Genomic DNA, 23,241 nt, shown 5'->3' with positions numbered 1-23,241 from the left:
TCGACGGCGCCCTGATCATCGAACCCCCAGTTCTTCCGCAAGCGCCAGCGTCTCGTCGGCATATCGCAGGACGCGGTCGCGCGCCGCGGGCAACTCCGGCCGCGAGGCAAACCAGCCGATATAGGTGAGGCTGCGAAGCACGAGGAACAGCGGCAGGCAGGAAAACGCTTCGTCCGGCAGGGCGCGGCGGCTTCGATAGCCTGAGATCAGCACAGCCTCGATCGTCTCATATGCCGGCTCGCGCCGGTTTTTCAGGAGTGCGGTCGCGATGTCGAAGAGGCGAAAGCCGTAGCCGGCATCGTCGAAATCGATGACGGTCACGCCGTTCTCGGCAACGAGCACGTTCTCCCGAACGAGATCGGCATGGATCAGCCCAAAATCCTGCGCCGGAGTCGGCATCGTTGCCAGGCGCCGCCGGAGATCATGGCGCAACGCCGAAAGTGCTCTTGTCTGCGCCGAAGACAAGCCGTCGCAGTCCCAGAACCGTCCCCAGAGCGGCCGCTCGCCGAGCAGTCCTTCCGCATCCCAGGCGGGGCGCCAGAATCCCTCCGGCGACGTCCAGCGGTCGGCGAGATTGTGCATCTCGGCCATGGTGGCGCCGAGTGCCGAGAAGATCGCGCCGAGCTTTTCGGGTGTGTGGGACAGCGGCTTTCCGCTTTCGCCGAGCGTCTGTCCGTCCATCCAGCCGATGATATCGGCGTGCTGCGCGGCAAACGCTTCATCTTCCGGCAGGGCAACAAGCAGGCATCCGTCCGCCGTTGCGATCGGCCGCGGCACCGCGAGACCGGCATCGCCGAGTGCTGCCATCCATTGCAGTTCCGAGCGAAGGGCCGCTTCGCCGTGATAGCCGGCGCGGTGCAGCCGCAGCGCCGCCGACCGACCATCGGGGAGGCATACGCGAAACACCGCGTTTTCCCGGTATTTCAGGAGTTCCGGCCGTTGGTCGGCGACGCCCCAGTGCGAGAGCGCCTGGCAGGCCCGCCTGTCGAGCGCGGCGCGAAATTGCGGAGGCAGGTCGGCGATCATCGTCGGCTCACAGACCCGAGAGCACGTCGTCGAGCGTCGACAGCATGACGTCGGCATTCTCGCGGGTAAACGGCATCGGCGGCCGGATTTTCGTCGTGCATTGGTGGACGCCAAGCTTGCCCATCAGCACGCCTCGCCCTCGCATGCCGTTGATCACCTTTGTCGCGAGACCGCTCGCCGGTGTTTTCTCGCTGCGATCGGTGACGAGTTCCGCACCGAAGAACAGGCCGCTGCCCCTGATGTCGCCGATCACGTCATGTTTGTCCGCAAGCCGCGCGAGACCCGCCTTGGCGTAAGCGCCCACGGCAGCGGCGTTCTCGATGAGCTTCTCACTTTCGATCACATCGAGCACCGCCATGGCGGCAGCGCAGGATACGGGGTTGCCGCCGAAGGTGTTGAAGTAGCGAAACGCCTTGCGGAAGGCGTTGAGCGTGTCGGCGCCGGCAACCACGCCGCCGATCGGATGGCCATTGCCCATCGGTTTTCCGAGCGTGACGATATCGGGCACGATGCCGGCCTTCTGGTGTCCCCACATATGGCCGCCGGTACGGCCGAAGCCCGGCTGGACCTCGTCGGCAATGACGAGGCCGCCGGCTTTTCTGACCGCGGCGACAGCCCCGTCGAGAAATTCCCATGGCAACTCCGGAAAGCCCTCATTGGCGAAGAAGGGGTCGATGATCAGCGCCGAGAAGCCGTGCGGGCTCTGCTCAAGCGAGGCGATCGCTTCTTCGACCTTGGCGGTGAAGGCCGCAGCGAATGCGTCACCCGGCTCGCCGCCGAGCGGTCGGTAGCTGTCGGGTGCTGGCACGTGGCGCACGTGGCCGCCGAAGCCGCCGACTGGCGGCATTCGGGTCGAAAGCTGCGACACGGCCGCGGTGTTGCCGTGATAGGTGTGGTCGGTGGCAATCACCCCGGTTTTGCCGGTCACGGCTTGAGCCATGCGCAGCGCCACGTCATTCGCCTCGCTGCCGGTGCAGGTGAGGATCGCCGCGTCGAGGCTCTTGTCGAAGGTCGCGGTCAGCCGCTCGACATAGTCGAGAATGCCTTCGTGCAGATAGCGGGTGTGGGTGTTGAGGGTTGAGGCCTGCCGGGCGATCGCCTCGGTCACCCGCGGATGGCAATGGCCGACATGCGGCACGTTGTTGTAGCAGTCGAGATAGCGGCGGCCATCGGCGTCGAAGAGCCAGACGCCTTCGCCGCGCACCAGATGGACCGGCTCCTCGTAGAACAGCGACATGTTGCGCCCGAGCAGCCGCTCGCGGCGCGCGATCAGATCCGCGTTGCCTGTCATGGTTTATCCCCGTGCGGCGGTGAGGCCGGCGTCCAGCGCCGTCAGAATACGGGCGACATCGCCGGCGGTGATGACGAGTGGCGGCGAGAGGATGACATTGGCGCCCGAGGTTCGCACCATGACGCCGGCGTCATAGGTCACGTCCTGGACCTTCTGCACCACATCCTTCGCCGCAGCGCTCTTCTTCTCGCGGTCCGAGACCAGTTCGAGCGCGCACATCAGACCCTTGCCACGCACGTCGCCGATCAGTTCGTGCCGCTCCTTCAGCGCTTCGAGACCGGCGATGAGTTCCTCGCCGCGGGCACCGGCATTCGCCGCCACGTTCTGCTTGCGCGTCTCCTTCAGCGTTGCGAGTGCTGCCGCAGCACCGACCGGATGGCCGGAGTAGGTGTAACCATGGCCGATCGATCCGGCAGCCGTCTTGTTGCTTTCGAAAGCCTCGGCCACCTTGTCGGCGATCATCACTGCGCCGAAGGGATAGTAGCCATTGGTGATCGCCTTCGCGGTCGACATGAAGTCTGGCTTCACGCCCCAGAGACGTGAGCCGGTCCAGGCGCCGGTGCGGCCGAAGGCGGTGATCACCTCGTCGGCAATCAGCAGAATGCCGTGGCGGTCGCAGATCTCGCGCATCAGCGGCATGAAGGTCTCGTGCGGCACGATCACGCCGCCGGCGCCAAGCACCGGCTCCATGATCAGCGCCGCGATGGTGTCGGCGCCCTGAAAGGCGATCTCGTCCTCGAAGAGTCGCGCGATCGACTTGGCGATGACAGCGCCGTCGGTCGTGTCGAACGGGTTGCGATAGGTATAGGGCGCCGGCAGATGATAGACGCCGGGCAGCAGCGGCTCGTAGTTGCGACGGAAATTGGCATTGCCGTTGACCGAGGCGCCGCCGAAATGGGTGCCGTGATAGCCCTTCTTCAAGGCGACGAACTTGGTGCGCTCCGGCTGGCCGTTGAGCTTGTGGTATTGGCGGGCGAGACGCAGGCAGGTCTCGACCGAATCCGAGCCCCCCGAGGTTAAGAACGAGCGCGTCAGCCCGTCCTCGCGGAACCATTCAGCGAGCTCGTAGGACAGCTCGATCAGCGGCGAATTGGTGGTGCCGCGAAAGGTCGAATAATAGGGCAGGTCGTCGAGCTGGCGGCGGATCGCCTCCTTCACCGGTTCACAGGAATAGCCGAGATTGACGTTCCAGAGACCGCCGACCGCGTCGAGCACCTTCTTGCCGTGAATGTCGACGATCTCGACGCCCTCGCCGGCATTGATGATGCGCGGCGGCGTCGCCTGCATCTCGGCCGGATGCGCCATCGGATGCCAGAGGTGGCGGGCGTTGTTCTCGATGAGGAAGTTGGTTTCGCGCATGCTCATGCTCCTGTCAGTTCGAGGCCGAGCATCTGAAGCGCTCTGGCATAGCTTTCTGCGGGTCGGGTGACGTCGAAATGGACGTGAGGCAGGCCGACGGCCCGCGCACCCTCGATGTTCTTCAACTGGTCATCCACGAAGACGCAGGCTTCGCGCGACAAACTGAGCTGGCTCAGCACCAGTTCGTAAGCGCGCGGATCGGGCTTCAGGATGTTGGTGTAGGTGGCGTCGACGATAATCTCGAAGAGCTCGATCAGCGGGAAACGCTCGCGGAACGCGACGCCATAGAAGAGGTCGAGTTCGTTGGAGAGGATCGCGAGGCGGATGCCGGCCCTGTGAGCGGCAAGGATCGCGTCGCGTGCCTCGGGCCTGAGCACCAGCTCCGGTTCGGCCCCGCGCGCCCGCTGCACGAAGGTCTTCATGTCGCTCCAGTCTTCGTCGAGCAACTGTCCAACCTCGCGCGTGCGTGTCGTCCAGTAGTCCCGTTCGGTGATCTCGCGCCGCTGCATGGCGGCCCAGAGCGGGTCGGTCGCCGGATCGAAGGGGCCGCGCCACGTGAGCGTGCCCGGCGCAAGGCCAAGTGCGCGCTCGGTGACGTCGTGGGTCTCGAATAGCGTTCGGGTGACGACGCCGCCGAAGTCGAGGATCAATGCCTTGTCGGTCATGTTCTTCGTCATGGCCGACCCTCCGGCACGATGCCGCGCGACACCCAGTCGTCGAAGATCGCAAGTGCTGCTTTCGAGAATTCCGGGGCGTTGATGTGGCTGTCGACCTCAAGCAGCGCGACGCCTGACGGGATCGACCGGCGCATCTCGTCGATGAAGGCGTCGAGCGCCTCCGGTTCGAAGAGCGGCTCGTCGGGCTGATCCCACTCCTGAATCCCCTTGAGCGGCAGGATGAAGGCGACTTCGGCGCCGGTGCCGGCCAGTTTGCCGCCGATGACGCGAGCGATCTCGCGCCGCCCTTGGACTGACGTGGTGACCGAGCCGAGCAGCCGGTTGTGGGCGTGATAGGGGCGGTCGGCGAAGGCTTGCGGAACGGGCTGCCAGGCGGGCAGGTCGACCATGTCGACGGCGCCGGGCGCGACGATCTGGGGGATGCCGGCTCGCCCGGCATTTTCAAGCCGGTCCGGCCCTGAGGTGACGACCGTTCCGTGATGGTGGTTGCTGACCTCCTGGATGCAGAAGTCGAAGACGGCCGTGAAACCCTTCTCGGCCGCGATCGCCTCGAAAGCGCGCCCGCCCATGCCGGTCGAATGGAAGACGGCGACGTCGTAGCCGCGGCGCTCGAGTTCGGGTTTCAGGTATTTCATGTATTTGAGGCAGCTCGATCCCAGCGAGGTCATGCCGATCAGCGGCCGCGATCCATCCGGCTTTGTACCGAACCGCGCAGCACCGACGACCGCGCCGCAGGCCTGGGAGAGCACCGAGCGGCAGATGCCGTTGAGACCATAGAGCCCGCCAGCCCAGAGGATCATCATCAGATCAGGCGCGATGCGCTCGGGCGGCAAGAGGTGCGAATAGGCAATCGTCGAGACGATGAATTTCGGCACGCCAAGTGGTAGCGCCGCGGCGACGTCGAGCGCCAGATCGGTGCCCATGGAGCCGCCGAGAATGATGACGCCATCGGCCTGGCCGGCCTCGTAGAGCGAACGGGTAAGGGCGGCGGCACCTGTTGCCATCAGCGCCATGGCGCTGTGTTCGTCGCCGCTGGATGCGATGGCCGCGATCGAGACGCCGGCTGCTTCGGCAATGTCGTGGCGCGAGTAATCAGGCTGATAGGGCGGGTCGCCGAGAATGCTGACATCCATCATCACAGGCAGTCCGCCGGCTTCGCGGATGACGGACGCCATGAACTGGAGTTCGTCGCATTTGGTGTCTCCCGTACCCACGACCAGGATATTGGGGAGACGGTTCATTGCATTCATCAGCCGGCCCTCCTTGCCAGCGGATCGGCAGCAACCTGCTCCAACCCGAAAAGTCTTTCGGAAATGCGTCTTGCCGCAGCCATAGCGGCGCGCCCCATCTGTTCCACCGTCTCCTTGTCGGCACGCGTTGCAGGTGCGGCGATAGCGATGGCGCCGACCGGCGTTGTGCCGGGCGCACGGATCGGGGCGGCGACGCTGACGACGCCGGTCTCAAGCCCGTGATGGCAGATCGAGTAGCCACGCCGGAGCGTCTCGCCGAGCGTCTGGCGGAGTGCGGCCGGATCCGTCAGCGTGTGGTCGGTGAAGGCCTGGAGCGGCGCCGACAGGGCCGCGTCGATCTCCTTCTGCGGGCAGAAGGCGAGAAAGCCGAGGCCGGATGCGGTCGCGTGGAAGGGCAGGATGCTGCCGACGTCGACGATGACACGATGCGCCCGTTGCGAGTCCTCCACATGAATGGTCGAGAGGCGGCCGGCGGCGTATTCGGAGAGGTGGACGGTCTCGCCCGCAAGGCTTGCGAGTTCCCGCGCAAAAGGGGTCGCCACGCTCAGATAGGGAAAGCGCGCCTCGCGGATACGGGCGAGCCGCACCGGTGCACCGCCCAGCCGATAACGGCGCGTTTCCACGTCCTGCTCGACGAAGCCGTGTTTTTCCAGTTCGACGAGGAAGCGCCTGGCCGTCGCCTTGTCGAGCCCGCAGTGGCGGGCGATGTCGCTCAACCCCGCCTCTTTCTCAAGGCGCGAGATCGCGTCGAGCAAAGTCAGGGCCTTACCGATGGTGCTCATCCATTCCTCCGTTGTCGAGCGCCCCGTCAGTCCTCTTGCCTGTTCCCTCCTAAGGAGCGGTAGACCCGCTCTCCCGGTCGTTCTGGGTCGAGATACTTAACATGCGAAATAACTTGACAGGGCCAGATGCAATTTGCAAGTCTATATTTGAAGCTAAGGTTCAAATATTGAACCGAAAGACTTGCGCGGCAAAGACAAAAAGCAAGCCCCGCGCCTCAAGTCCGCTTCAGGGAGCAGCCGCCGGAGAGAAGGACCGGAGGCGAAAAGGCGTTCGCGCCAGCAAGGGGAGCCAAGACCATGACCAATTCGCCTGCGCCCGTGACCGGGGCGAACCAATTGCGCAAGAACGCCCTCGGCGTCGGCGCCGTCACCTTTCTCGTCGTTTCCGCCGCTGCACCGCTAACCGCGGTTGCCGGCGGCGTTCCATTGTCGATGATGCTCGGAAACGGTGCGGGCATTCCCGGCACCTTTCTGATCGTCACCGCGATCCTGCTTCTGTTCTCGGTCGGCTATGTCGCCATGGCGAGGCATATCCGCAATGCCGGCGCCTTCTATGCCTATACGGCACAGGGCCTCGGCGGGCTGATGGGCGGTGCCGCAGCGATGATCGCGATCCTTGCCTATAACGCGATGCAGATCGGCGTCTTCGGCCTCTTCGGCGCGGCAACGGCGGGGCTTTTCGCCGGCTTGGGGATCGATCTGCCCTGGTGGGTCTGGACCTTTATCGGCATCGCTGCGGTCGGCATTCTCGGTTATCGCCGCGTCGATCTCTCCGCCAAGGTGCTGACTGTCCTCGTCATCCTTGAATATCTGGTCGTGCTCGTCATCGACGTCGCGATCCTCGCCAAGGGCGGCGACGGCGGATTGACGACGGTTTCGTTCACGCCCTCGGCGATCCTCTCCGGTTCGCCGTCGATCGGCATTCTCTTCTGCTTCGCCGCCTTCATCGGTTTCGAAGCGACGACGATCTACAGCGAGGAAGCCCGCGATCCGGAGAAGACCGTGCCGCGTGCGACCTATATCTCGGTGCTGATCATCGGCATCTTCTACATGTTCACCTCGTGGCTGATGGTGAACGCCGCCGGCGCGGACAAGCTGGTGCCCGAACTGCAGGGCCTTGCCGATCCGACCACTTTTCTCTTCGGCCTCGCCGAACGCTATGCCGGCGGCTGGCTGCCGCCGTTGATGAACGTGCTCTTCGTCACGAGCCTCTTTGCCGGCGTGCTGGCGTTCCACAACGGTGTCGCCCGCTATCTCTACGTCGCCGGCCGCGAGCGCCTGCTGCCCGCCTCGATCGGCGTCACACATCCTGTCTACCACAGCCCGCATGTCGGCTCGCTGATCCAGACGGTTATTGCCGTGCTAATCGTCGCGCTCTTTGCGGCAACGGGCCAGGACCCGGTGCTGGCGCTGTTCTCCTGGCTGACCAACGTCGGCACGCTTGCGGTGATGACGCTGATGGCCTTTACCGCCTTTGCGATCGTCGCCTTCTTCAACCGCAATCCTGGGCTTGAAACGAACCCGCTGGTCACCAAGGTCATTCCCGTCGTCACCGGTCTGATCCTCGTTGCCGTCATCATCGCGATCGCGGCCAATTTCGGCGATCTCGCCGGCGCTACCGGCATGCTCGCGGTGTTCTTGCCGGGGCTCGTCGTGATCTTTGGGGTCATCGGGCTGTTCCTGGCGGCCTCGCTGAAATCGGGCAATCCGATTGAGTTCGCCCGCCTGGGTGCCGGCCAGGAGATCTGATCTCTCGGGAATATCGCTTTTGGGGATGGCGGCCCGCCGCCATCCCTGCAAACCAAACGGGACAGGACACGATGCAGGACAAGATCGATCAATTGCGCAACCTGCCCGTTGCGGCCCAAAAATTGTTCATCGGGGGGCGTTGGCAGGAGAGCCTCTCCGGTCAAAGCCTCGATGTCGCCTCGCCGATCGACGGCAGGCACCTGACGACGATCGCCGACGCGGCAGCCGGTGATGTCGACGCCGCGGTCCGGGCCGCCCGCGCCGCTTTCGAGAAGGGAAGCTGGTCGAGGGTTGCCCCGGCCCAGCGCAAAAAGGTTCTCACGCGCATTGCCGAGATCATCGAGGCGCAGGCACTCGAGCTGGCCGTTCTCGGCGTACGCGACAATGGCACGGAAATCTCTATGGCGCTGAAGGCCGAGCCCGGCAGCGCCGCCGGCACCTTCCGCTACTATGCCGAGGCGCTCGACAAGGTCTATGGCGAGATCGCTCCGTCGGCCGACAATATTCTCGGTCTCGTGCATCGCGAACCGATTGGCGTGGTCGCCGCGATCGTGCCCTGGAATTTCCCGCTGATGATCGGCGCCTGGAAGATCGCGCCGGCGCTCGCCGCCGGCAACTCGGTGGTGCTGAAACCGGCCGAGGGCGCCTCGCTCAGCCTGCTCAGGCTCGCTGAGATCTGCGCCGAGGCCGGTCTGCCAGAGGGTGTCTTGAATGTCGTCACTGGTCGCGGCGCGACCACGGGCGAGGCGATCGGCCTTCATGGCGATATCGATGTTCTCGCCTTTACCGGATCCGGCGGCGTCGGTCGTCGGCTGCTCGAATATTCCGCGCGCTCGAACCTCAAGCGCGTCTATCTCGAACTCGGCGGCAAGTCGCCGAACGTCGTCTTTGCCGACGCACCCGACCTCGACCAGGCCGCGCGCATTTCCGCCTATGGCATCTTCCGCAACTCCGGCCAGGTCTGCGTTGCCGGTTCGCGGCTGCTTGTCGAGCGCTCCATTCACGAAGCCTTCGCCGAGAAGGTGGCAGCGATCGCAGGATCCGTGAAGGTCGGCGACCCGCTGCGTCTTGCGACCGAGGCCGGTGCGATTTCCAGCGAGGTTCAACTCAAGAAGAACCTCGATTTCGTCAGAGAGGCCGAGGCTGAAGGTGCAAGGCTGCGCTCCGGCGGCAAGCGCATCCTCGAAGAAACCGGTGGCTCCTACATGCAGCCGACTGTCTTCGACGTTCAGCCGGATATGAAGCTGGCGAAGGAGGAGGTCTTCGGCCCCGTGCTTGCGGTCATACCGTTTGATGACGAGGTCGACGCACTCCGGATCGCCAACGCGACCTACTACGGTCTGGCGTCGGCCGTCTGGACTGCGAACCTGTCGCGCGCGCACCGCATGGTGCGCGGCATCCGCGCCGGCGTGGTGCATGTCAATACCTATGGCGGCGCCGACAACACAGTGCCGCTCGGTGGCGTCAGGCAGTCCGGCAATGGTTACGACAAGTCGCTGCACGCGCTCGACAAATACATCGATCTGAAGACCGCCTGGATTCAGCTCTGACCCCCGGGACGACAAACCGTATCGGCGTTGGGCCGGGTAAGCCGGCTATTCCATCGTCGCCCGCAAGGCCCGGATGATCTCTTCGGCAAACATGGCGGCGGCCAGGCCGTGGCCGCGTCTTTCCCGCTGCACCAGCGAAAGCACGTTCTTTGCAAAAGTCCGGTCACGGATCTGCAGGTATGTCAGGACGCCGTTTCGTTGTTCCTCGGTAATGTCGAACTTGCTGAGGAAAGCGATGCCGTCGCCGGCGGCGGCCAGGAACTTCATCGCCTCGATGGAATTGGTGAGATAGCTCGGCTCGACTGTCAGCCCGGCCTCAGCGAAGGCGTCGGCGACGATGCCATGGATCTGCATCGACTTGTCGGCAAAGATCAGCGGGTAGGGCTGGCAATAGGCCAGCGGCAATGATTCCATGCCGGCGAGCGGGTGTTCCGGAGCAACGACCGCGCCGAGGCGGGTGTCCATCTTCCAGAGTGTCTCGACCTGCGGCGTCGGCGGGAGACTGAAGGCAAAGCCGAGGTCGGCCTCGCCACCGGCCACCGCCTGAACGATCTCGCGGGCGAACATTACCCGGATCGTGATCTTGAGGCGTGGATGGCGTGCGCCGAAGATCGCAGCCACCTTCGGCACGATGCCGCCGGCAAGGCCGTTCATTGTGGCGATGATCACCTCGCCGCTCTGCAGCGCCTTGATATCGCGAATTTCGGCTTCGACCTGGCTGTATTCCTTCATGGTCCGGCGCACATGCGCGACGAGGATTTCGCCGGCCGGCGTCAGCCTGAGGCCGCGCGGCAGCCGCTCGAACAGCGGCTCGCCGATATCCTCCTCAAGCTGCAACACATGCTTGTTGATGGCCGAGGCAGCGACGTTCAACCGTTCGCTCGCCCCGCGGATCGAGCCTGAGCGCGCCACCTCGTCGATATAGCGCAGCACGCGTGAATGCAGCATGGTCTTCCCCAATTTAATCGTTCTCGAAAAGCGAACGGTACGAGCAGAAAATACTGCTTTTCGGAAGCGGTGCAATGACTTCTTATGGTTGGCGAGGGGCGCGCTGCCGGCACTGCACCCGCTGAATATGGCGGGTTATGGGCAGGCGCCGACGACTCTGAAAGTGGAGGACTATTCGTGAACCAGACTGAAGCCGCGCATTACGAAAAGGTGCGCGCCATCTTCGATATCCTGAACGGCGAGCGGGAGGCGGATCTTCTTTTGAAGAACCTGAACATCCTCGATGTTCACGGAGAGACCGTCTACCAGGGGTCCATTCTCGTCTACGACAAGCGCATCGTTGCGCTCAACCCCGACGAGACGGTCTTGAAGGTCAAGCAAGTCTTCGACGGCAAGGGCCTCTATGCGATCCCCGGCCTGATCGACGCGCATATCCATTTCGAATCCCAGCTCGCGCACCCGACGGCGCTCGCCGAGGCGATGGTTCCCTGCGGCACGACGACGATCTATGCCGAGTGCCTGGATCTGCTCAGCGCCGCGGGCAAGGAAGGCATCGAAGCGGCCGAGAGCCTTTTCCGGGATTACGAGCAGCTGCCCTACCGGCTCTATGCCTTCGCACCGGGCAAGAAGACGGCGGCATCGGTGACGGAAGCCGTGCTCAAGATGGAACCGGTGATCGGCCTCGGGGAGTTCGAGCACTTCACCTACAGTTCCGGCAACGACGACGATTTCCGCAAGGCGGCCTGGGTCCGCGCCAAGGGCGGCTTTATGAACGGCCACTGGGGCGTCACCGCGCTCTCCGACATGATCCTCAACTACCTGCCGGCGATCGGCGTCTCCAACAATCACGACGTCTGGAACGAGAAGGATATCGAGAAGAGCATTCGCTACGGCTTCCCGACGCACATCAAGTTCGGGGTCGGCAGCAGCGAGGTGATCAAGGTGCTGTTGCGCGCGATCGTCGACCGCAAATGGCCGACCGACAATTTCATGCTCTGCACCGACAACATCTCGATCGAGCGACTGCTCACCATGGGCCACATGGACTGGATCATTTCGCTCTCAGCCGAAATGGGCATCAACCCGATCCACGCGATCAAGATGGCGACCTACAACACCGCGCGTTCTTTCCACATGGAAGACAAGATCGGTTCGCTGACGCCCGGCCGGTTCGCCGATATCGTCTTGACCGACAGCCTGTCGAAGATCAATCCGCTCTACGTGTTCAAGGATGGCGAACTGGTCGCAAAAGACCGTAAGCTGCTGAAGAATGCCGACATCGACTATTCCGGCATGTGCAAGGACGGCGTTTCCGGCCTCGCCGATCTCTCGCCGGAGCAACTGGACATCGTGCCCCTGGAAGTGTCGGAAGACGGCACGCAGGCCAAGGTCTATTTGTTCGATGTCTACGGCCGCGGCCACGCCAAATTCTACCAGGAAATCTGGGTTCCGCTGAAGGATGGCAAGGTCGTTGTCGAGCATGAGGGCAAGAAGATGAGCCGGCTGTCGGTCGTCCAGCGCTATGCCGACGGCAAACGCCATGTGGTGAACGGGCTTTTCAAGGGCGTTCATGTCGATCGTGGCGCAGTGGCGACCTTTTGGCCGGCGCCGAAGCCCTATTTCGTCGTCGTCGGTCAGGACAGCGCCGAGATGTGCCATTGCCTCAAGCGGGTCGATACCCATGCCGGCGCCTGCATCGTCACCGACGACAGGGTGGAAAAGGCCGTCATGCCGCTGGAGATCTACGGGGTCATGGCGAACATGAGCGTCGAGCAACTGACGGCCAGTGCCGCTGCGATCGATGCGGCGCTCGAAGCTCTTGGCAACCGCAACGAAGGCGAACCGGTGGTCAACAAGCTGCTCAGCCTGTTCATCTCGTTGCACCGGTTCCGCTTCATGGCCTAGAGCCATTCAGAAAAAGGAGACGGGCGTTTCGGCGTCCGTCTGCCTGGAAAGTGGCGTGCTTCCGCGACAATGGGCGGACATGCCGAATGATATAAAAGCGCATCGCTGAGGGGGCGATGGGCCGGCGGGGTAAGGAGCTCCGCATCGTTTCGAGGGAGGAAACAATGGCACACAATGCGGCGGAAGCCGAAATCGTCGATACCGGCAGCCTGACGCGACGCTGGATCATGTATGTCGTCGGCATCTATGTGCTGACCTTCGGTGTCAGCCTGGCGATCCGGGCCGGCATCGGCATTTCACCCCAGAGCAGCCTGACGCGGACCATGACGCTGGTCTATCCGCCCTTCAGCCAGGGCACGTACAACTTCATGCTCGAACTGATCATGCTGTTCTTGACCTATCTGGTCCTGCCCAAGGACTTCAAGCTCAAGAACTTCGCCTCGCTGATCCCGGCTTTCGTGCTCGCGGTTTTCTTGGACTTCAACCTGGGGATCACCGAGTTCATCAAGCTCGAGGCCTATCCGCTGCGGGTGGCGCTGCTGGTCTTTGCCGATGCGGCGCTGGCCTTCGGCCTGTTCCTGATGATCCGCGCCAATCTGGTGCTGATGCCGATCGACATGTTCGTCAACACCATCTTCAAGCGCACCGGCTGGAAGTGGGGCAACATCAAGACCGGCTTCGACTGCACGCTGCTGGTTCTGTCGGCCTGTATCGGTCTGCTCTTCCTCGCAGAGGTCAAGTTCATCCGCGAAGGCACGATCCTGAACGCCATTCTCGTCGGGCAGTACATCAAGCTCTACTTCTTCCTGTTCAGGAAGTTCCAGGGCAAGGCGACACCTTCGCCGAAGGGCCTGGAAGCGGCCGCGGAATAGCATCCCGCGCAAAGATGCGAGAAGGGGCGCCCAACCGGCGCCCCTTCATCATGTGTCGTGATCTCTGCTTACGGGCGAACAGGCTTATCCGAAAGCGAGTTCGAGGTTCTGCCGGTCCCGTGCCACCACCTGGCACTTGGTTTCGAAACCGTCGCCGGCGACCACCAGAACGAGTTCCGGTGGTATGCCGGCGGAATTCGAAACCGTAACCGCCGCGCCATCGGCGCCCAGCGACCGGATGGTGCAGTCGATCCGTGAATGCCTGTCGTCGAAGAGAATGGTTCCGGCCTTCAGCACGCGCTGGCGCGGACCGAGCGGATAGCCGGCTTCGAGACTGCTCCATTCGACGCAGCGGTTTCGTCCGCCGGCCTTGGCGAGATACATCGCCGCATCCGCCTGGGCGAGCAAGGTGGCGTTATCCCTGCTATTGGCCGAAAGGGCGGCGGTGCCGAAGCTCGCAGTCACCGCGAGCTGGCCGAATTCACCGTGGATCGTCTGAGCGGCGATCGCTGCCCGCAGTTTTTCCGCCGCCGTCAGCGCGCCTGTCGCGTCGACATGCGGCAGCATGACGGCAAATTCCTCGCCGCCGAGCCGCCCAAAGAGGTCGCTTGCTCGCAGATTGGACTGGCAGATGGAGGCAACGGCCTTCAAGACCTCGTCTCCTGCCGCATGCCCGTGTGTGTCGTTGACCCGCTTGAAATGGTCCACATCGAGGACGATGCAAGACAGGTCATGCTGGTGCCGCACCGCGAGCGAGATCAGCTTGTCCGCTTCCTCGCGGAAGGCGCGCCGCGTCAGCGTCCCGGTCAGTCCATCCGTCGCGGCCGAGCGGAGCAGATCGATCCGGTCCATCGCCACGCCAGCCAACTCCATCAGGATCGCAAGATCCGTCTCAGTGAACTGTCGTGGCGCGCGATCGATCGCGCACACGGTCCCGACTGTATGCCCGTCCCGCGTCTTCAGCGGGACGCCTGCGTAGAACCGAACATGTTCGGGACCGGCCACGGCCGGGTGCTGCGAAAATCGTGCATCCTTCGTGGCGTCGTGGACGACGAGAGGCTCCTCGGCGACGACGACATATCGGCAGAAGGTCTCTTTGCGCGGGACCTCGTCGGCCGAAAGGCCGGAGCAGGCCTTGTACCATTGGCGATGTGCATCGACCAAGGAGACGATGCCGATCTCTATGGAGAAGACCTGTTTGATCAGCCGTACGACCCGTTCAAGGCCTTCATCCCTTGGCGTGTCGAGGATATCGAGATGTCCAAGGGCGGCCAAGCGATCGAATTCCCTGCCTTTCGCGTCCGTCGTCGGACGTCCGGCTGGCTCAGCAACCACCATTCCGTTTTCCTTTCTCATTCCACGCCCGGCAATAGACGCGTTTTAGGGAAAAAACAAAAGGCGCTGAACAGCAACTGGATGTGGATTGCGCCGGCTCTGTGGCGAAAGATGCCGTGTTTGCACCGAACCAGCGACGCTGCGTCCGTGCTTACCCGCCGAAACTTCCGAGCTGCGTCGGCACGTGTACATAGTTGCGGTCGAAGTAGAGCAGCGCATTGCCATCGCTGCGCGAGCGGATGCCGACGACCCGGCCGATGAGGATATGGTGCGTTCCCAAGAGCCGCGCCTCGGCCAGTTCGCAGTCGAGCGAAACGATCGCATCCTTGACGGCGAAGCTGCCCGATTGCATCTCGACCCAGTCGGTGGCGGCATAGCGCGCGGCCATGTCCTGCGTCGCGCCGGCGAAATGGCCGGCGAGATCCCGATGGTCGTGGCTGAGCACGTTGACGCAAAAGCGCCTGTTGTCGATGAACAGCCCGCATTGGGTGGAGTTCCGGTTCATGCAGACAAGCAGCGTCGGCGGCTCGTCGGTTACCGAGCACATGGCGGTGGCCGTGAACCCGCCGCGTCCGGCGGGTCCGTTGGTGGTAATGACGTTGACCGGCGCGCAGACCCGCGCCATCGCATTGCGAAACTCGGTCTTTGAAACGAGCGGTTCCATGGCAGGCCTCACTCGGCTGCGCTGCGAAGGGTGGCGTTGTCGTCGAGCGGCGGCAGCCAGGTATTGCCGGTCCAGCCGTTCTCGTCGTAGTCGGCCATGCACTGATCGACGAGCGCCTCCATCTCCTTCAGGCGCCCACCGCGCTCGGCGCCCTTCAACACCTGCAGCCGCACCTCTTCGGGTGCACCGGCATAGTTGAGTTCGTAAAGCGCGTGCCGCCCGCCAAACTCGGTGCCGGTCGCGTCCCAGAGCAGCTTCATGATCTTGATGCGCTCGATATGGCCCATGTCGTTGGAGCCGCGCACATATTGCGCCAGGTAACGATCGATCTCGGGATTGCCGAAATCGCGCGCCGAGGAGGGCAGGTAGATCAGGCCGGAGGCGACGACCCTGCGGATCGTCTCGACGACGCGCGGATAGGCCTCCGACATGAAGGTGCGGTAGGAAAGCGCAGCTTCGAGATTGGGCAGCACCGCGCCGTCGGCCCAGGGAATGGGGTTATGCGCCATGGCGTTGGAGAAGCTCCAGAACATGTGTCGAAGGGCAATGACCTCGCCGAGCGCCGCCTGGTTGCCGCGGAAGGCGTCGCCGCCGGTCGCCCTCAAAGCCTTGGCAAGCAGGCCGGCGAGGAAGTCGAGTTTCACCGCGAAGCGGGTGCAGCCCTGGAAGCAGTAGCCGTGCATGAAGCCGGAGGCCGGGTGGAAGGAGAGGATCTTGGCGGCGTCGCGCAGCACCAGAACATCCTCCCAGGGCACGAAGACATTGTCGAGCACCAGGATCGCGTCATTCTCGTCGAAGCGCGACGACAGCGGATAGTCGAAGGGATGGCCGACCGTGTTGGCCGTCTGCTCGTAGGAGACCCGGCAGAACATCTTGATGCCCGGCGCGTTCATCGGAACGATGAACATGACGGAGAGCGAGGGATCCTCGGTCACCGTCGCCGAGCTCTGTGCGAGGAAATTGTAGTGCGTCAGCGCCGAGGAGGTCGCCACCACCTTGGCGCCGGAGACGTAGATGCCGGCATCCGTTTCCTTGGTGATGTGGACGAACACGTCCTTCACCGCATCCGCCGGCTTGTGGCGATCGATCGGCGGATTGACGATCGCATGGTTCATGAAGAGGGCGGCTTCCTGGGCGCGTCTGTGCCAGGCGAGCGCATTGTCCTTGAACGGCCCGTACCAGTTGGCATTGGCGCCCAGCGTGTTCATCAGCGCCGCCTTGTAGTCGGCGGTGCGGCCCATCCAGCCATAGGACATGCGTGCCCACTCGGCGATCGCGCCTTGCTGTGCCGCAAGATCGGAGGAGGAGCGGGCGACGCGGAAGTATTTGTGGGTGTAGCCGCCCGAGCCCGTGTCGGTCGGTGACGTCAGGATATCCTTCTTCGCCGGGTCGTGCAGCGCGTCATAGAGCCTTGCGAGCGACCGGGCGGAATTGCGCATGGCCGGATGGCTGGTGACGTCGTGGACGCGCTCGCCATTGATATAGACTTCGCGGCCGTCGCGAAGGCTCTCCAGATATTCGGCGCCGGTGAAGGGCCGCGCCCTGTCGGCGCGGAAATCCTCTGCTCTCATTTTCTCCTCCTTGAGTTTCGTCAAGGCTAGGCGTTGAAATCGGCAGCGGCCATGGACAGAATGGCAAAATGACTTGGACTTTTTCGGGTGGAACATGAGCAGCAGCATTCCAAGTTTCTTCGTCTATGGCGAACCGGAGCAGAAGGTCGAGCCCGGGTTCTTCCATGTCGAGACGGTGATGGCGCGGCGGAACCTGCATCAGGGCCAGGTCAAGGCGCACAAGCACGACCAGATGGGACAGATCACCTACTGGCTGAGCGGCGGGGGAACTTACTTCATCGACGACAAGCCTTTGGACTTTTCCGCACCCGCCATCAGCTTCGTGCCGAGCGGCATCGTGCACGGGTTTTCGGTCGATCCAGAGACGAGCGACGCGATTGTCGTTTCGATTGCCGATGGTGCGCTGCTCTCTATCCGCGAGCAAACGACGCTGGCGCTCGATACGCCCATGATGATCCGTGGCGACGGTGAAGACCGGCATTGGCGCCGTCTTGCGGAACTGCTCGATATCGTCGCTGATGAGTACGCCGGCGGTGCCACGGGCACGCAGCGGATGCTGGCATCTCTGGTCGCCGCCGTGCTGACCCAGATCGCCCGCCTGGCAGCCGCAGCACCGCCCACCGCCCAGCCGACACAGGCGATGCTGGCCACGGAACTGCGCCGGCTCATCGATCTGCGTTTCCGCGAGAACTGGAGCGTCGGGCACTACACCGACGCGCTCGCCACGACGCCGCACCTGCTTGCCAAGGCGAGCAGGGATGCCTTCGGCATGCAGGTGAAGGAACTGATCAACGAGCGGCGATTGCTCGAGGCCAAGCGCCTACTGCTCTTTACGGTCCGGCCACTCGAAGACATTGCCTATGAGATCGGCTTTGCCGACGCCGCCTATTTCTCGCGCTTTTTCCGCCTGAGGGTCGGCGAAGCCCCGAGCGACTGGCGCCGCGCGCGGTTGAACTCGCCTGGAGCCGGCTAAGTCACCGGCTCCGAGAGGTATCGCCAAGTCCGTCGGTTATCGGCCATAGGCCCGCATAACCTCCATCAGAGGCTCATGCTGGATCGCCCGGATCTTGAAGCGATCATGGGCTGTGCCGCCGGAATCTTCGGCCGCGATCATCGCGTTCACCACTGCTTCTTCGACGCTGTCGACGGTCGCGAGATAGACGGGGTCAAGCAGCTCGTCGTTGACGATTTCCAGCGACAGTCGCGGCGGCGCCTTGTGGGCCATCGGCTGGGTGTTGGCGGTGGAGAAGGCGAGGAAGATGTCGCCGGAATTGTTGCCGCCGGGCGTGCCGTTGCGGCCGATGCCGATCGCCGCCCGTCGCGCCAGGCGCTTGAGTTGATGCGGTGCCATCGGCAGGTCGGTCGCGATCACGACGATGATCGAGCCGCGCTCCTGCATCTGGCTTTGCGGCGTGCCGTCGCGCATGTGTTCGCCGACCGGAACGCCGCGGATCGTCAGCCAGTCGCGTTGCCCGTGATTGGCTTGGACCAGCGTGCCGATCGTGTAGTCGCGGCCGCCGAATTCAACGACGCGCGAGGCGGTGCCGGTGCCGCCCTTGAAGCCATAGGCGATCATGCCGGTGCCGCCACCACAATTGCCTTCCTGGACCGGGCCGGACGCGGCAGCGTCGAGTGCGGCGTGCACATCGGCTTCCGTGATCGGCTGGCCGTTGATGTCATTCAAAACGCCGTCATAGGTTTCGGCGACCACCGGCATCAGCCAGAGGAAATCATCGGTGTCGTAGGTCGTCCTGTAGCGCTCCAGCATCCATTGGATGGTGGCGTGGTGGGTCATGCCGACCGCATGGGTGTTGGTGATCATCACGGGTCCGAGGAAGAAGCCGCCATCCTCGATCCAGTGGGTGCCGGTCATTTCGCCGTTGCCGTTGAAGCGGTGCACCCCGGCATAAACCGGGACCGGTGTTTCCGATCCGGCATGCGGCAGGATGGCGGTGACGCCGGTGCGCACCGGGCGCTTTCGGCCGGGTCGCGGCGTTTGCTCCTCGATAGTGCGGAAGCCGACGGCAATGCCTTCGACATCCGTGATGGCGTTGAAGCGGCCGGTGCGGCCGGCAAAGGGCAGGCCGATATCGCGGGCGCGGGCGCTGGAGGGCGTAGAGGTTTTGTCGTTCATGATCATTTCTGCCGGGAGCGAAGGTAAAGGCCGAGCGAGGCGACGACGAAGGAGAAGGTCAGCATCATCACGGCGATGGCGTTGATCTCCGGTTTGATGCCGCGCCGAAGCATGGAGAAGATGAACATCGGCAGCGTCGTGACATCGACGCCGGCGATGAAATAGGTGATGACGAGATCGTCCATCGAGATGATGAAGGCGAGCAGCGCGCCGCCGACGATCGCCGGGAAAAGCTGCGGCAGCACCACCCGACGAAAGGTCATCCATTCGTTGGCGCCGAGGTCGGCCGACGCGTGTTCCAACGTGCGATCCATGCCGGCAAGGCGGGCCGAGACGACGATGAAGACGTAGGAGATCAGGAAGGTGCACTGGCCGATGATGATCGTCGTCAGGCCCAGCCGGATGCCGGAATTGACGAAGAAGATCAGGAGCGCGATGCCGAGCACGATATCCGGCATCAGCATCGGCATGAACATCACCACCCGGTAGAAGCGCTGGCCGACAAATTCGAAGCGGTAGAGCGCAATCGCGATCGCCGTGCCGAAGACGGTTGCAATGGCCGTTGTCGAGGCGGCGATGACCAGGCTGTTCCACACCGCCTGCAGCAGCTGCCCCGTCGATTCGATGTAGAGCGCGCTCTCGGAGACCTTGGTCTTGAAGCCGAGAACCTGAGCGTACCATTCGGTGGTGAACCCGGTCCAGGTCATCATGTTCACCGGATTGGCGTTGAACGAATAGACGGCGATGACCACGAGCGGGATGTAGATGAAGGCGAAGAACAAGCCGGTGTAGGCAAGCAGGCCACCGGTAAAAAGGGATCGAGCGATCTTCATGGGCGCCTCACCGTGCCAGTGCGGCGGCAGCGCCGCGCCGTCCGGAAAGGATGACATGGGCGATCATCATGATCAGCATGACGCTCATCACCATCATCGCCAGTGCTGCACCGAAGGGCCAGTTGCGGGCGGCGAGGAACTGCTGCTCGATGAGGTTGCCGAACATCATCACCTTGGCGCCACCAAGCACCGCCGGCACGACGAAGTTGCCGAGCGCCGGGATGAAGACGATGACGGAGCCGCCGGCGATGCCGGGTGCGGTCAAGGGCAGGATGATGCGCAAGAAGGTGCGCACGGGGCCGGCGCCGAGATCGAGCGAGGCGCGCACCAGCGTCCAGTCGAGTTTCTCGACGCTGGCATAGACGGGCATGAACATGAAGGGAATGAACACATAGGTCATGCCGAGGATGATCGCGCCCTTGGTGTAGATCAGGTCGAGCGGCCGTTCGATCAGCCCCGTGGATAGAAGCACTTCGTTGACGAGGCCGGTCTGGCGCAGGATCAGCACCCAGACGAACAGCCGCACGATCAGACTGGTGAAGAAGGGCAGTGTGATCAGGAACAGGCAGAAGTTCTTCCAGCGGTCGGAAAGCCGGGCGATGCAGAAGGCCGCGGGGTAGCAGACGAGGAGGGTCGCGAGCACCGTAAGGGCCGCGATCTCGATCGAGCGCAGGAAGATCGCGATGTAGATCGGATCGAACTCCTCGAACATCGGATCGGCGAAGCCGAGAATGCGGCCGAAATTATGCGGGTAGAAGGTCCATTCCACCCCGCCATAAAGGCCGGGTGCGAGAAAGCTGGTCACGATCATGATCGCGAGCGGCCCGAGGAAGAAGACGGCGAGAAAGGCCGAGACGGGCCCGAGCAGGAGTGCAAGCTGGAAGCGGCGGCGACTGGCGATCGTCATCTTAGGCACCTGCGCTTTCGCCAATCAGGTGCACGGCGGCTGGATCATAGGCAAGTCGCGCCTTACGGGTCTGCTCGACCGTGCCAACGAGGCTGCGGCGGTTGGCCGGAATCTCGGCGACGACCTTGCGGCCCTCGGCGGTGCGACCGAACAGCTCGAAGGTGGAGCCGACGAAGACGATCTGGTCGAGATCGACGTCGATCGTCGGGAAGGGAGCGTTGTCCTCGGCGAGGAAGAACTGTTCCGGACGGATCAGCGCCGTTGCCTCTGCCGAAATCTTCCGCTCGCAGGGCCGGTGGCGGATCGCCATGCCGTCAGCCGTCATCAACCGGTCGCCGTCGAGCCTGCCTTCGAACAGATTGCTGGCGCCGATGAACGTTGCAACGAACGTGTTGACCGGATGGTCGTAGATGGCGCGAGGCGTATCGAGCTGCTGGATGCGCCCGCCTGATAGCACGGCAACGCGATCCGACATCGTCAGCGCTTCCTGCTGGTCATGGGTGACGAAGATGAAGGAGATGCCAAGCTCGTTCTGCAGCGTCTTGAGTTCGATCTGCATGGCCTGGCGCAGGTTCTTGTCGAGCGCCGACAGCGGTTCGTCGAGCAAAAGCAGCTTCGGCCGGGCGATGATGGCGCGGGCGAGCGCCACCCGCTGCTGCTGGCCGCCGGAGAGCTGGCGCGGCTTGCGTGCTTCCATGCCTTCGAGCCCGACCATCTTCAGGGCGGACGCGACCTTTTCCCGGCGCTGCGGCTTGGCAACGCCCGCCACCTCCAGCGAGTAGGCGACGTTTTCGCCGACGGTCATATGTGGAAACAGCGCGTAGTTCTGGAAGACGGTGTTGACCGGGCGACGATAGGGCGGCCGGTCGGTCATGTCCTCGCCGTCGATCAGGATCGAGCCGCCGTCGAGTTCGACGAAGCCGCTGATCGCCTGCAGCAGTGTGGTCTTGCCGCAACCGGAGGGACCGAGCAAGGTCAGGAATTCGTTGCGGCGGACATCGAGATTTATACGGTCGAGAGCGGTCACGGTGCCGCCTTCCGGAGTGGTAAAGGCCTTGCTCGCCTCCACCAGCCGGACGATGGAATTCTGCATACTTCTGTTCCCCAAAATGTTATGCAAATAACGCTTGTGCGTTTTCGATATATGGATACCATTTGCCTATCGGAGTCAACGGCCACGAGAAGCCGTGATCCGGAAGCGGCCGGTCAAGGTCGTGTCAGGCCGTCCGGCCAGAACCATCAGAGGAGAATTTCGATGACGATGACAAACGGGACGACCCGCGGGGGCAGGAGAGCCTTCGCGACCCGTGCGCGCACAGTGGCACTGTCCCTCGCGACGCTGACAGCCCTTTTCGGCACGGCGCAAGCGGCCGAGCTCAACATCTACAACTGGGGCGAATACATCAATCCGGCTGTCCTCAAGAAGTTCGAGGAGGAGACCCAGATCAAGGTCAACCTCTCGACCTATTCCTCCAACGAGGAGATGCTGGCGAAGATCCAGGGTGGCGCCACGGGTTACGACATCGTCTTCCCGTCGGTGCACATGCAGGACATCATGGCCAAGCTCGACCTGCTCGAAAAGACCGACATCAACACCTATGAGGGCTTCAAGAATATCGACCCGACGTTCCTGCGCGCCAAGAGCGACCCGAAGGGCGAATATTGCCTGCCCTATGCCTTCGGTACGGTCGGTATCCTTTATAACCGCACGCTGCTCGGCAAGGACGTGACCGGCTGGCGCGACCTGATCGAAACCGTGAAGGCCAAAGGCCTGAAATTCACGCTGCTTGACGACATGCGCGAGGTGCTGTCGGTCGGCCTCATCCTCAATGGCCACAAGGTCAATTCCACCGACCCTGCCGAATTGCAGCAGGCGGCCGATACGATCATCGCCATGAAGCCGGATGTCGCCGCCTTCACCTATGACACCCGCCCGATGGTCGCGGCCGGCGATGTGGCGGCCGGTCATTTCTTCGTCGGCTCGATGGTCGACGTCTTCGGCAATCCGAAGGATCTCGGCTACGTGATCCCGGAGGAAGGCGCGACGATGTATCAGGAGGATATCTGCGTTCTGAAGACCGCGCCGAACAAGGAGAACGCCGTAAAGTTCATGCAGTTCTACACGCGTCCCGAAGTGGCGGCGCTCAACATCGAGCAGCAGACGAACGGCACGGCCAACGTGCCTGCGCGGCAATTGACCCCCGAGCAGATCAAGAATAGCAAGGAAATCAACCCGCCGCCGGAAACCATGCAGAAGCTGCAGATCTTCGAAGATCTCGGCCCCGGCGTGCGCCAGCTCGATCGGGTCTGGACGAAGGTGAAGACGGCGCAATAAACAGGCGATGCGACGGAGCGGGATATGCGGCGCTAGCTTGCCGGCGTCCCGCT

Annotated in this window: 20 protein-coding genes; 6 read left to right on the top strand and 14 right to left on the bottom strand. The window is 63.2% G+C overall.

Annotated elements, in window-relative coordinates:
* Positions 1 to 15: 15 nt before the first annotated feature.
* The 6 genes from AC3WVQ_RS28430 to AC3WVQ_RS28405 are packed head-to-tail and all read right to left on the bottom strand — an operon-like array spanning position 16 to position 6,385.
* Entirely contained in the window at positions 16 to 1,026 is a 1,011-nt protein-coding gene (locus AC3WVQ_RS28430) for a phosphotransferase enzyme family protein (RefSeq protein WP_060582291.1), read from the bottom strand.
* A gap of 7 nt (positions 1,027 to 1,033) precedes the next feature.
* Complete coding sequence (locus AC3WVQ_RS28425; RefSeq protein WP_060517809.1) at positions 1,034 to 2,317, bottom strand: aspartate aminotransferase family protein; 1,284 nt, start codon at positions 2,315 to 2,317, stop codon at positions 1,034 to 1,036.
* Positions 2,318 to 2,320: 3 nt separating this feature from the next.
* Positions 2,321 to 3,676 (bottom strand): aspartate aminotransferase family protein, encoded by a 1,356-nt coding sequence (locus AC3WVQ_RS28420; RefSeq protein ID WP_134886302.1) that lies wholly within the window; start codon positions 3,674 to 3,676, stop codon positions 2,321 to 2,323.
* Between the two features lie 2 nt (positions 3,677 to 3,678).
* Positions 3,679 to 4,353, bottom strand: a complete 675-nt coding sequence (locus AC3WVQ_RS28415; RefSeq protein WP_404524621.1) for an HAD family hydrolase — start codon at positions 4,351 to 4,353, stop codon at positions 3,679 to 3,681.
* Positions 4,350 to 5,603, bottom strand: coding sequence for a Tm-1-like ATP-binding domain-containing protein (locus tag AC3WVQ_RS28410; protein WP_060582289.1), 1,254 nt, complete (start codon positions 5,601 to 5,603; stop codon positions 4,350 to 4,352). Before AC3WVQ_RS28410 ends, AC3WVQ_RS28415 begins: the two co-directional genes overlap by 4 nt.
* Complete coding sequence (locus AC3WVQ_RS28405; RefSeq protein ID WP_060517815.1) at positions 5,603 to 6,385, bottom strand: IclR family transcriptional regulator; 783 nt, start codon at positions 6,383 to 6,385, stop codon at positions 5,603 to 5,605. Before AC3WVQ_RS28405 ends, AC3WVQ_RS28410 begins: the two co-directional genes overlap by 1 nt.
* Before the next feature lie 297 nt (positions 6,386 to 6,682).
* On the opposite strand from AC3WVQ_RS28405, the gene AC3WVQ_RS28400 reads away from it, so the two are divergent.
* Both AC3WVQ_RS28400 and AC3WVQ_RS28395 read left to right on the top strand, forming a co-directional pair.
* Positions 6,683 to 8,134: an APC family permease gene (locus AC3WVQ_RS28400; protein WP_060582288.1), complete on the top strand. Its 1,452-nt coding sequence runs from the start codon at positions 6,683 to 6,685 to the stop codon at positions 8,132 to 8,134.
* Between the two features lie 71 nt (positions 8,135 to 8,205).
* Positions 8,206 to 9,684 carry an aldehyde dehydrogenase gene (locus tag AC3WVQ_RS28395; protein WP_492383289.1) on the top strand — a complete coding sequence of 493 codons (1,479 nt, stop codon included), beginning with the start codon at positions 8,206 to 8,208 and terminating at the stop codon, positions 9,682 to 9,684.
* A 45-nt stretch (positions 9,685 to 9,729) separates the two neighbouring features.
* Here the strand turns inward: AC3WVQ_RS28395 and AC3WVQ_RS28390 are convergent, their stop codons facing one another.
* Positions 9,730 to 10,632, bottom strand: a complete 903-nt coding sequence (locus tag AC3WVQ_RS28390; protein ID WP_060604378.1) for a LysR family transcriptional regulator — start codon at positions 10,630 to 10,632, stop codon at positions 9,730 to 9,732.
* 177 nt (positions 10,633 to 10,809) lie between these two features.
* Here AC3WVQ_RS28390 and AC3WVQ_RS28385 point away from each other — a divergent pair, with 177 nt between their 5' ends.
* The gene (locus AC3WVQ_RS28385; protein WP_060517820.1) at positions 10,810 to 12,537 is read left to right on the top strand and encodes an amidohydrolase family protein; all 1,728 of its coding nucleotides are present in this window, start codon (positions 10,810 to 10,812) and stop codon (positions 12,535 to 12,537) included.
* A 164-nt stretch (positions 12,538 to 12,701) separates the two neighbouring features.
* Entirely contained in the window at positions 12,702 to 13,409 is a 708-nt protein-coding gene (locus AC3WVQ_RS28380; RefSeq protein WP_034787819.1) for a YczE/YyaS/YitT family protein, read from the top strand.
* Between the two features lie 84 nt (positions 13,410 to 13,493).
* Here the strand turns inward: AC3WVQ_RS28380 and AC3WVQ_RS28375 are convergent, their stop codons facing one another.
* The 3 genes from AC3WVQ_RS28375 to AC3WVQ_RS28365 all read right to left on the bottom strand — a co-directional run bounded on the left by AC3WVQ_RS28375 (position 13,494) and on the right by AC3WVQ_RS28365 (position 16,979).
* Entirely contained in the window at positions 13,494 to 14,747 is a 1,254-nt protein-coding gene (locus AC3WVQ_RS28375) for a sensor domain-containing diguanylate cyclase (protein WP_060517822.1), read from the bottom strand.
* Positions 14,748 to 14,895: 148 nt separating this feature from the next.
* The gene (locus AC3WVQ_RS28370) at positions 14,896 to 15,408 is read right to left on the bottom strand and encodes a flavin reductase (protein WP_034787824.1); all 513 of its coding nucleotides are present in this window, start codon (positions 15,406 to 15,408) and stop codon (positions 14,896 to 14,898) included.
* An 8-nt stretch (positions 15,409 to 15,416) separates the two neighbouring features.
* Positions 15,417 to 16,979 carry a 4-hydroxyphenylacetate 3-hydroxylase N-terminal domain-containing protein gene (locus AC3WVQ_RS28365; protein WP_060582283.1) on the bottom strand — a complete coding sequence of 521 codons (1,563 nt, stop codon included), beginning with the start codon at positions 16,977 to 16,979 and terminating at the stop codon, positions 15,417 to 15,419.
* Positions 16,980 to 17,073: 94 nt separating this feature from the next.
* Here AC3WVQ_RS28365 and AC3WVQ_RS28360 point away from each other — a divergent pair, with 94 nt between their 5' ends.
* Positions 17,074 to 17,952, top strand: a complete 879-nt coding sequence (locus AC3WVQ_RS28360; RefSeq protein WP_060517825.1) for a helix-turn-helix domain-containing protein — start codon at positions 17,074 to 17,076, stop codon at positions 17,950 to 17,952.
* A gap of 36 nt (positions 17,953 to 17,988) precedes the next feature.
* Here the strand turns inward: AC3WVQ_RS28360 and AC3WVQ_RS28355 are convergent, their stop codons facing one another.
* The 4 genes from AC3WVQ_RS28355 to AC3WVQ_RS28340 are packed head-to-tail and all read right to left on the bottom strand — an operon-like array spanning position 17,989 to position 21,946.
* Positions 17,989 to 19,113 carry a DmpA family aminopeptidase gene (locus AC3WVQ_RS28355; protein ID WP_060517827.1) on the bottom strand — a complete coding sequence of 375 codons (1,125 nt, stop codon included), beginning with the start codon at positions 19,111 to 19,113 and terminating at the stop codon, positions 17,989 to 17,991.
* Between the two features lie 2 nt (positions 19,114 to 19,115).
* Positions 19,116 to 19,946, bottom strand: a complete 831-nt coding sequence (locus tag AC3WVQ_RS28350) for an ABC transporter permease (protein ID WP_034787988.1) — start codon at positions 19,944 to 19,946, stop codon at positions 19,116 to 19,118.
* 7 nt (positions 19,947 to 19,953) lie between these two features.
* Entirely contained in the window at positions 19,954 to 20,853 is a 900-nt protein-coding gene (locus AC3WVQ_RS28345; protein ID WP_034787833.1) for an ABC transporter permease, read from the bottom strand.
* A 1-nt stretch (position 20,854) separates the two neighbouring features.
* Complete coding sequence (locus AC3WVQ_RS28340) at positions 20,855 to 21,946, bottom strand: ABC transporter ATP-binding protein (protein WP_034787836.1); 1,092 nt, start codon at positions 21,944 to 21,946, stop codon at positions 20,855 to 20,857.
* A 162-nt stretch (positions 21,947 to 22,108) separates the two neighbouring features.
* Between AC3WVQ_RS28340 and AC3WVQ_RS28335 the strand changes: the two genes are divergently transcribed.
* Positions 22,109 to 23,188 (top strand): polyamine ABC transporter substrate-binding protein, encoded by a 1,080-nt coding sequence (locus AC3WVQ_RS28335; protein ID WP_234852724.1) that lies wholly within the window; start codon positions 22,109 to 22,111, stop codon positions 23,186 to 23,188.
* The last annotated feature ends 53 nt before the right edge of the window (positions 23,189 to 23,241 follow it).

It is taken from the genome of Ensifer sp. EB106-05-01-XG146, from assembly GCF_058791875.1.
The sequence above is the reverse complement of the archived record's forward strand: the minus strand, read 5'-3'. Positions and strand labels throughout refer to the sequence as shown.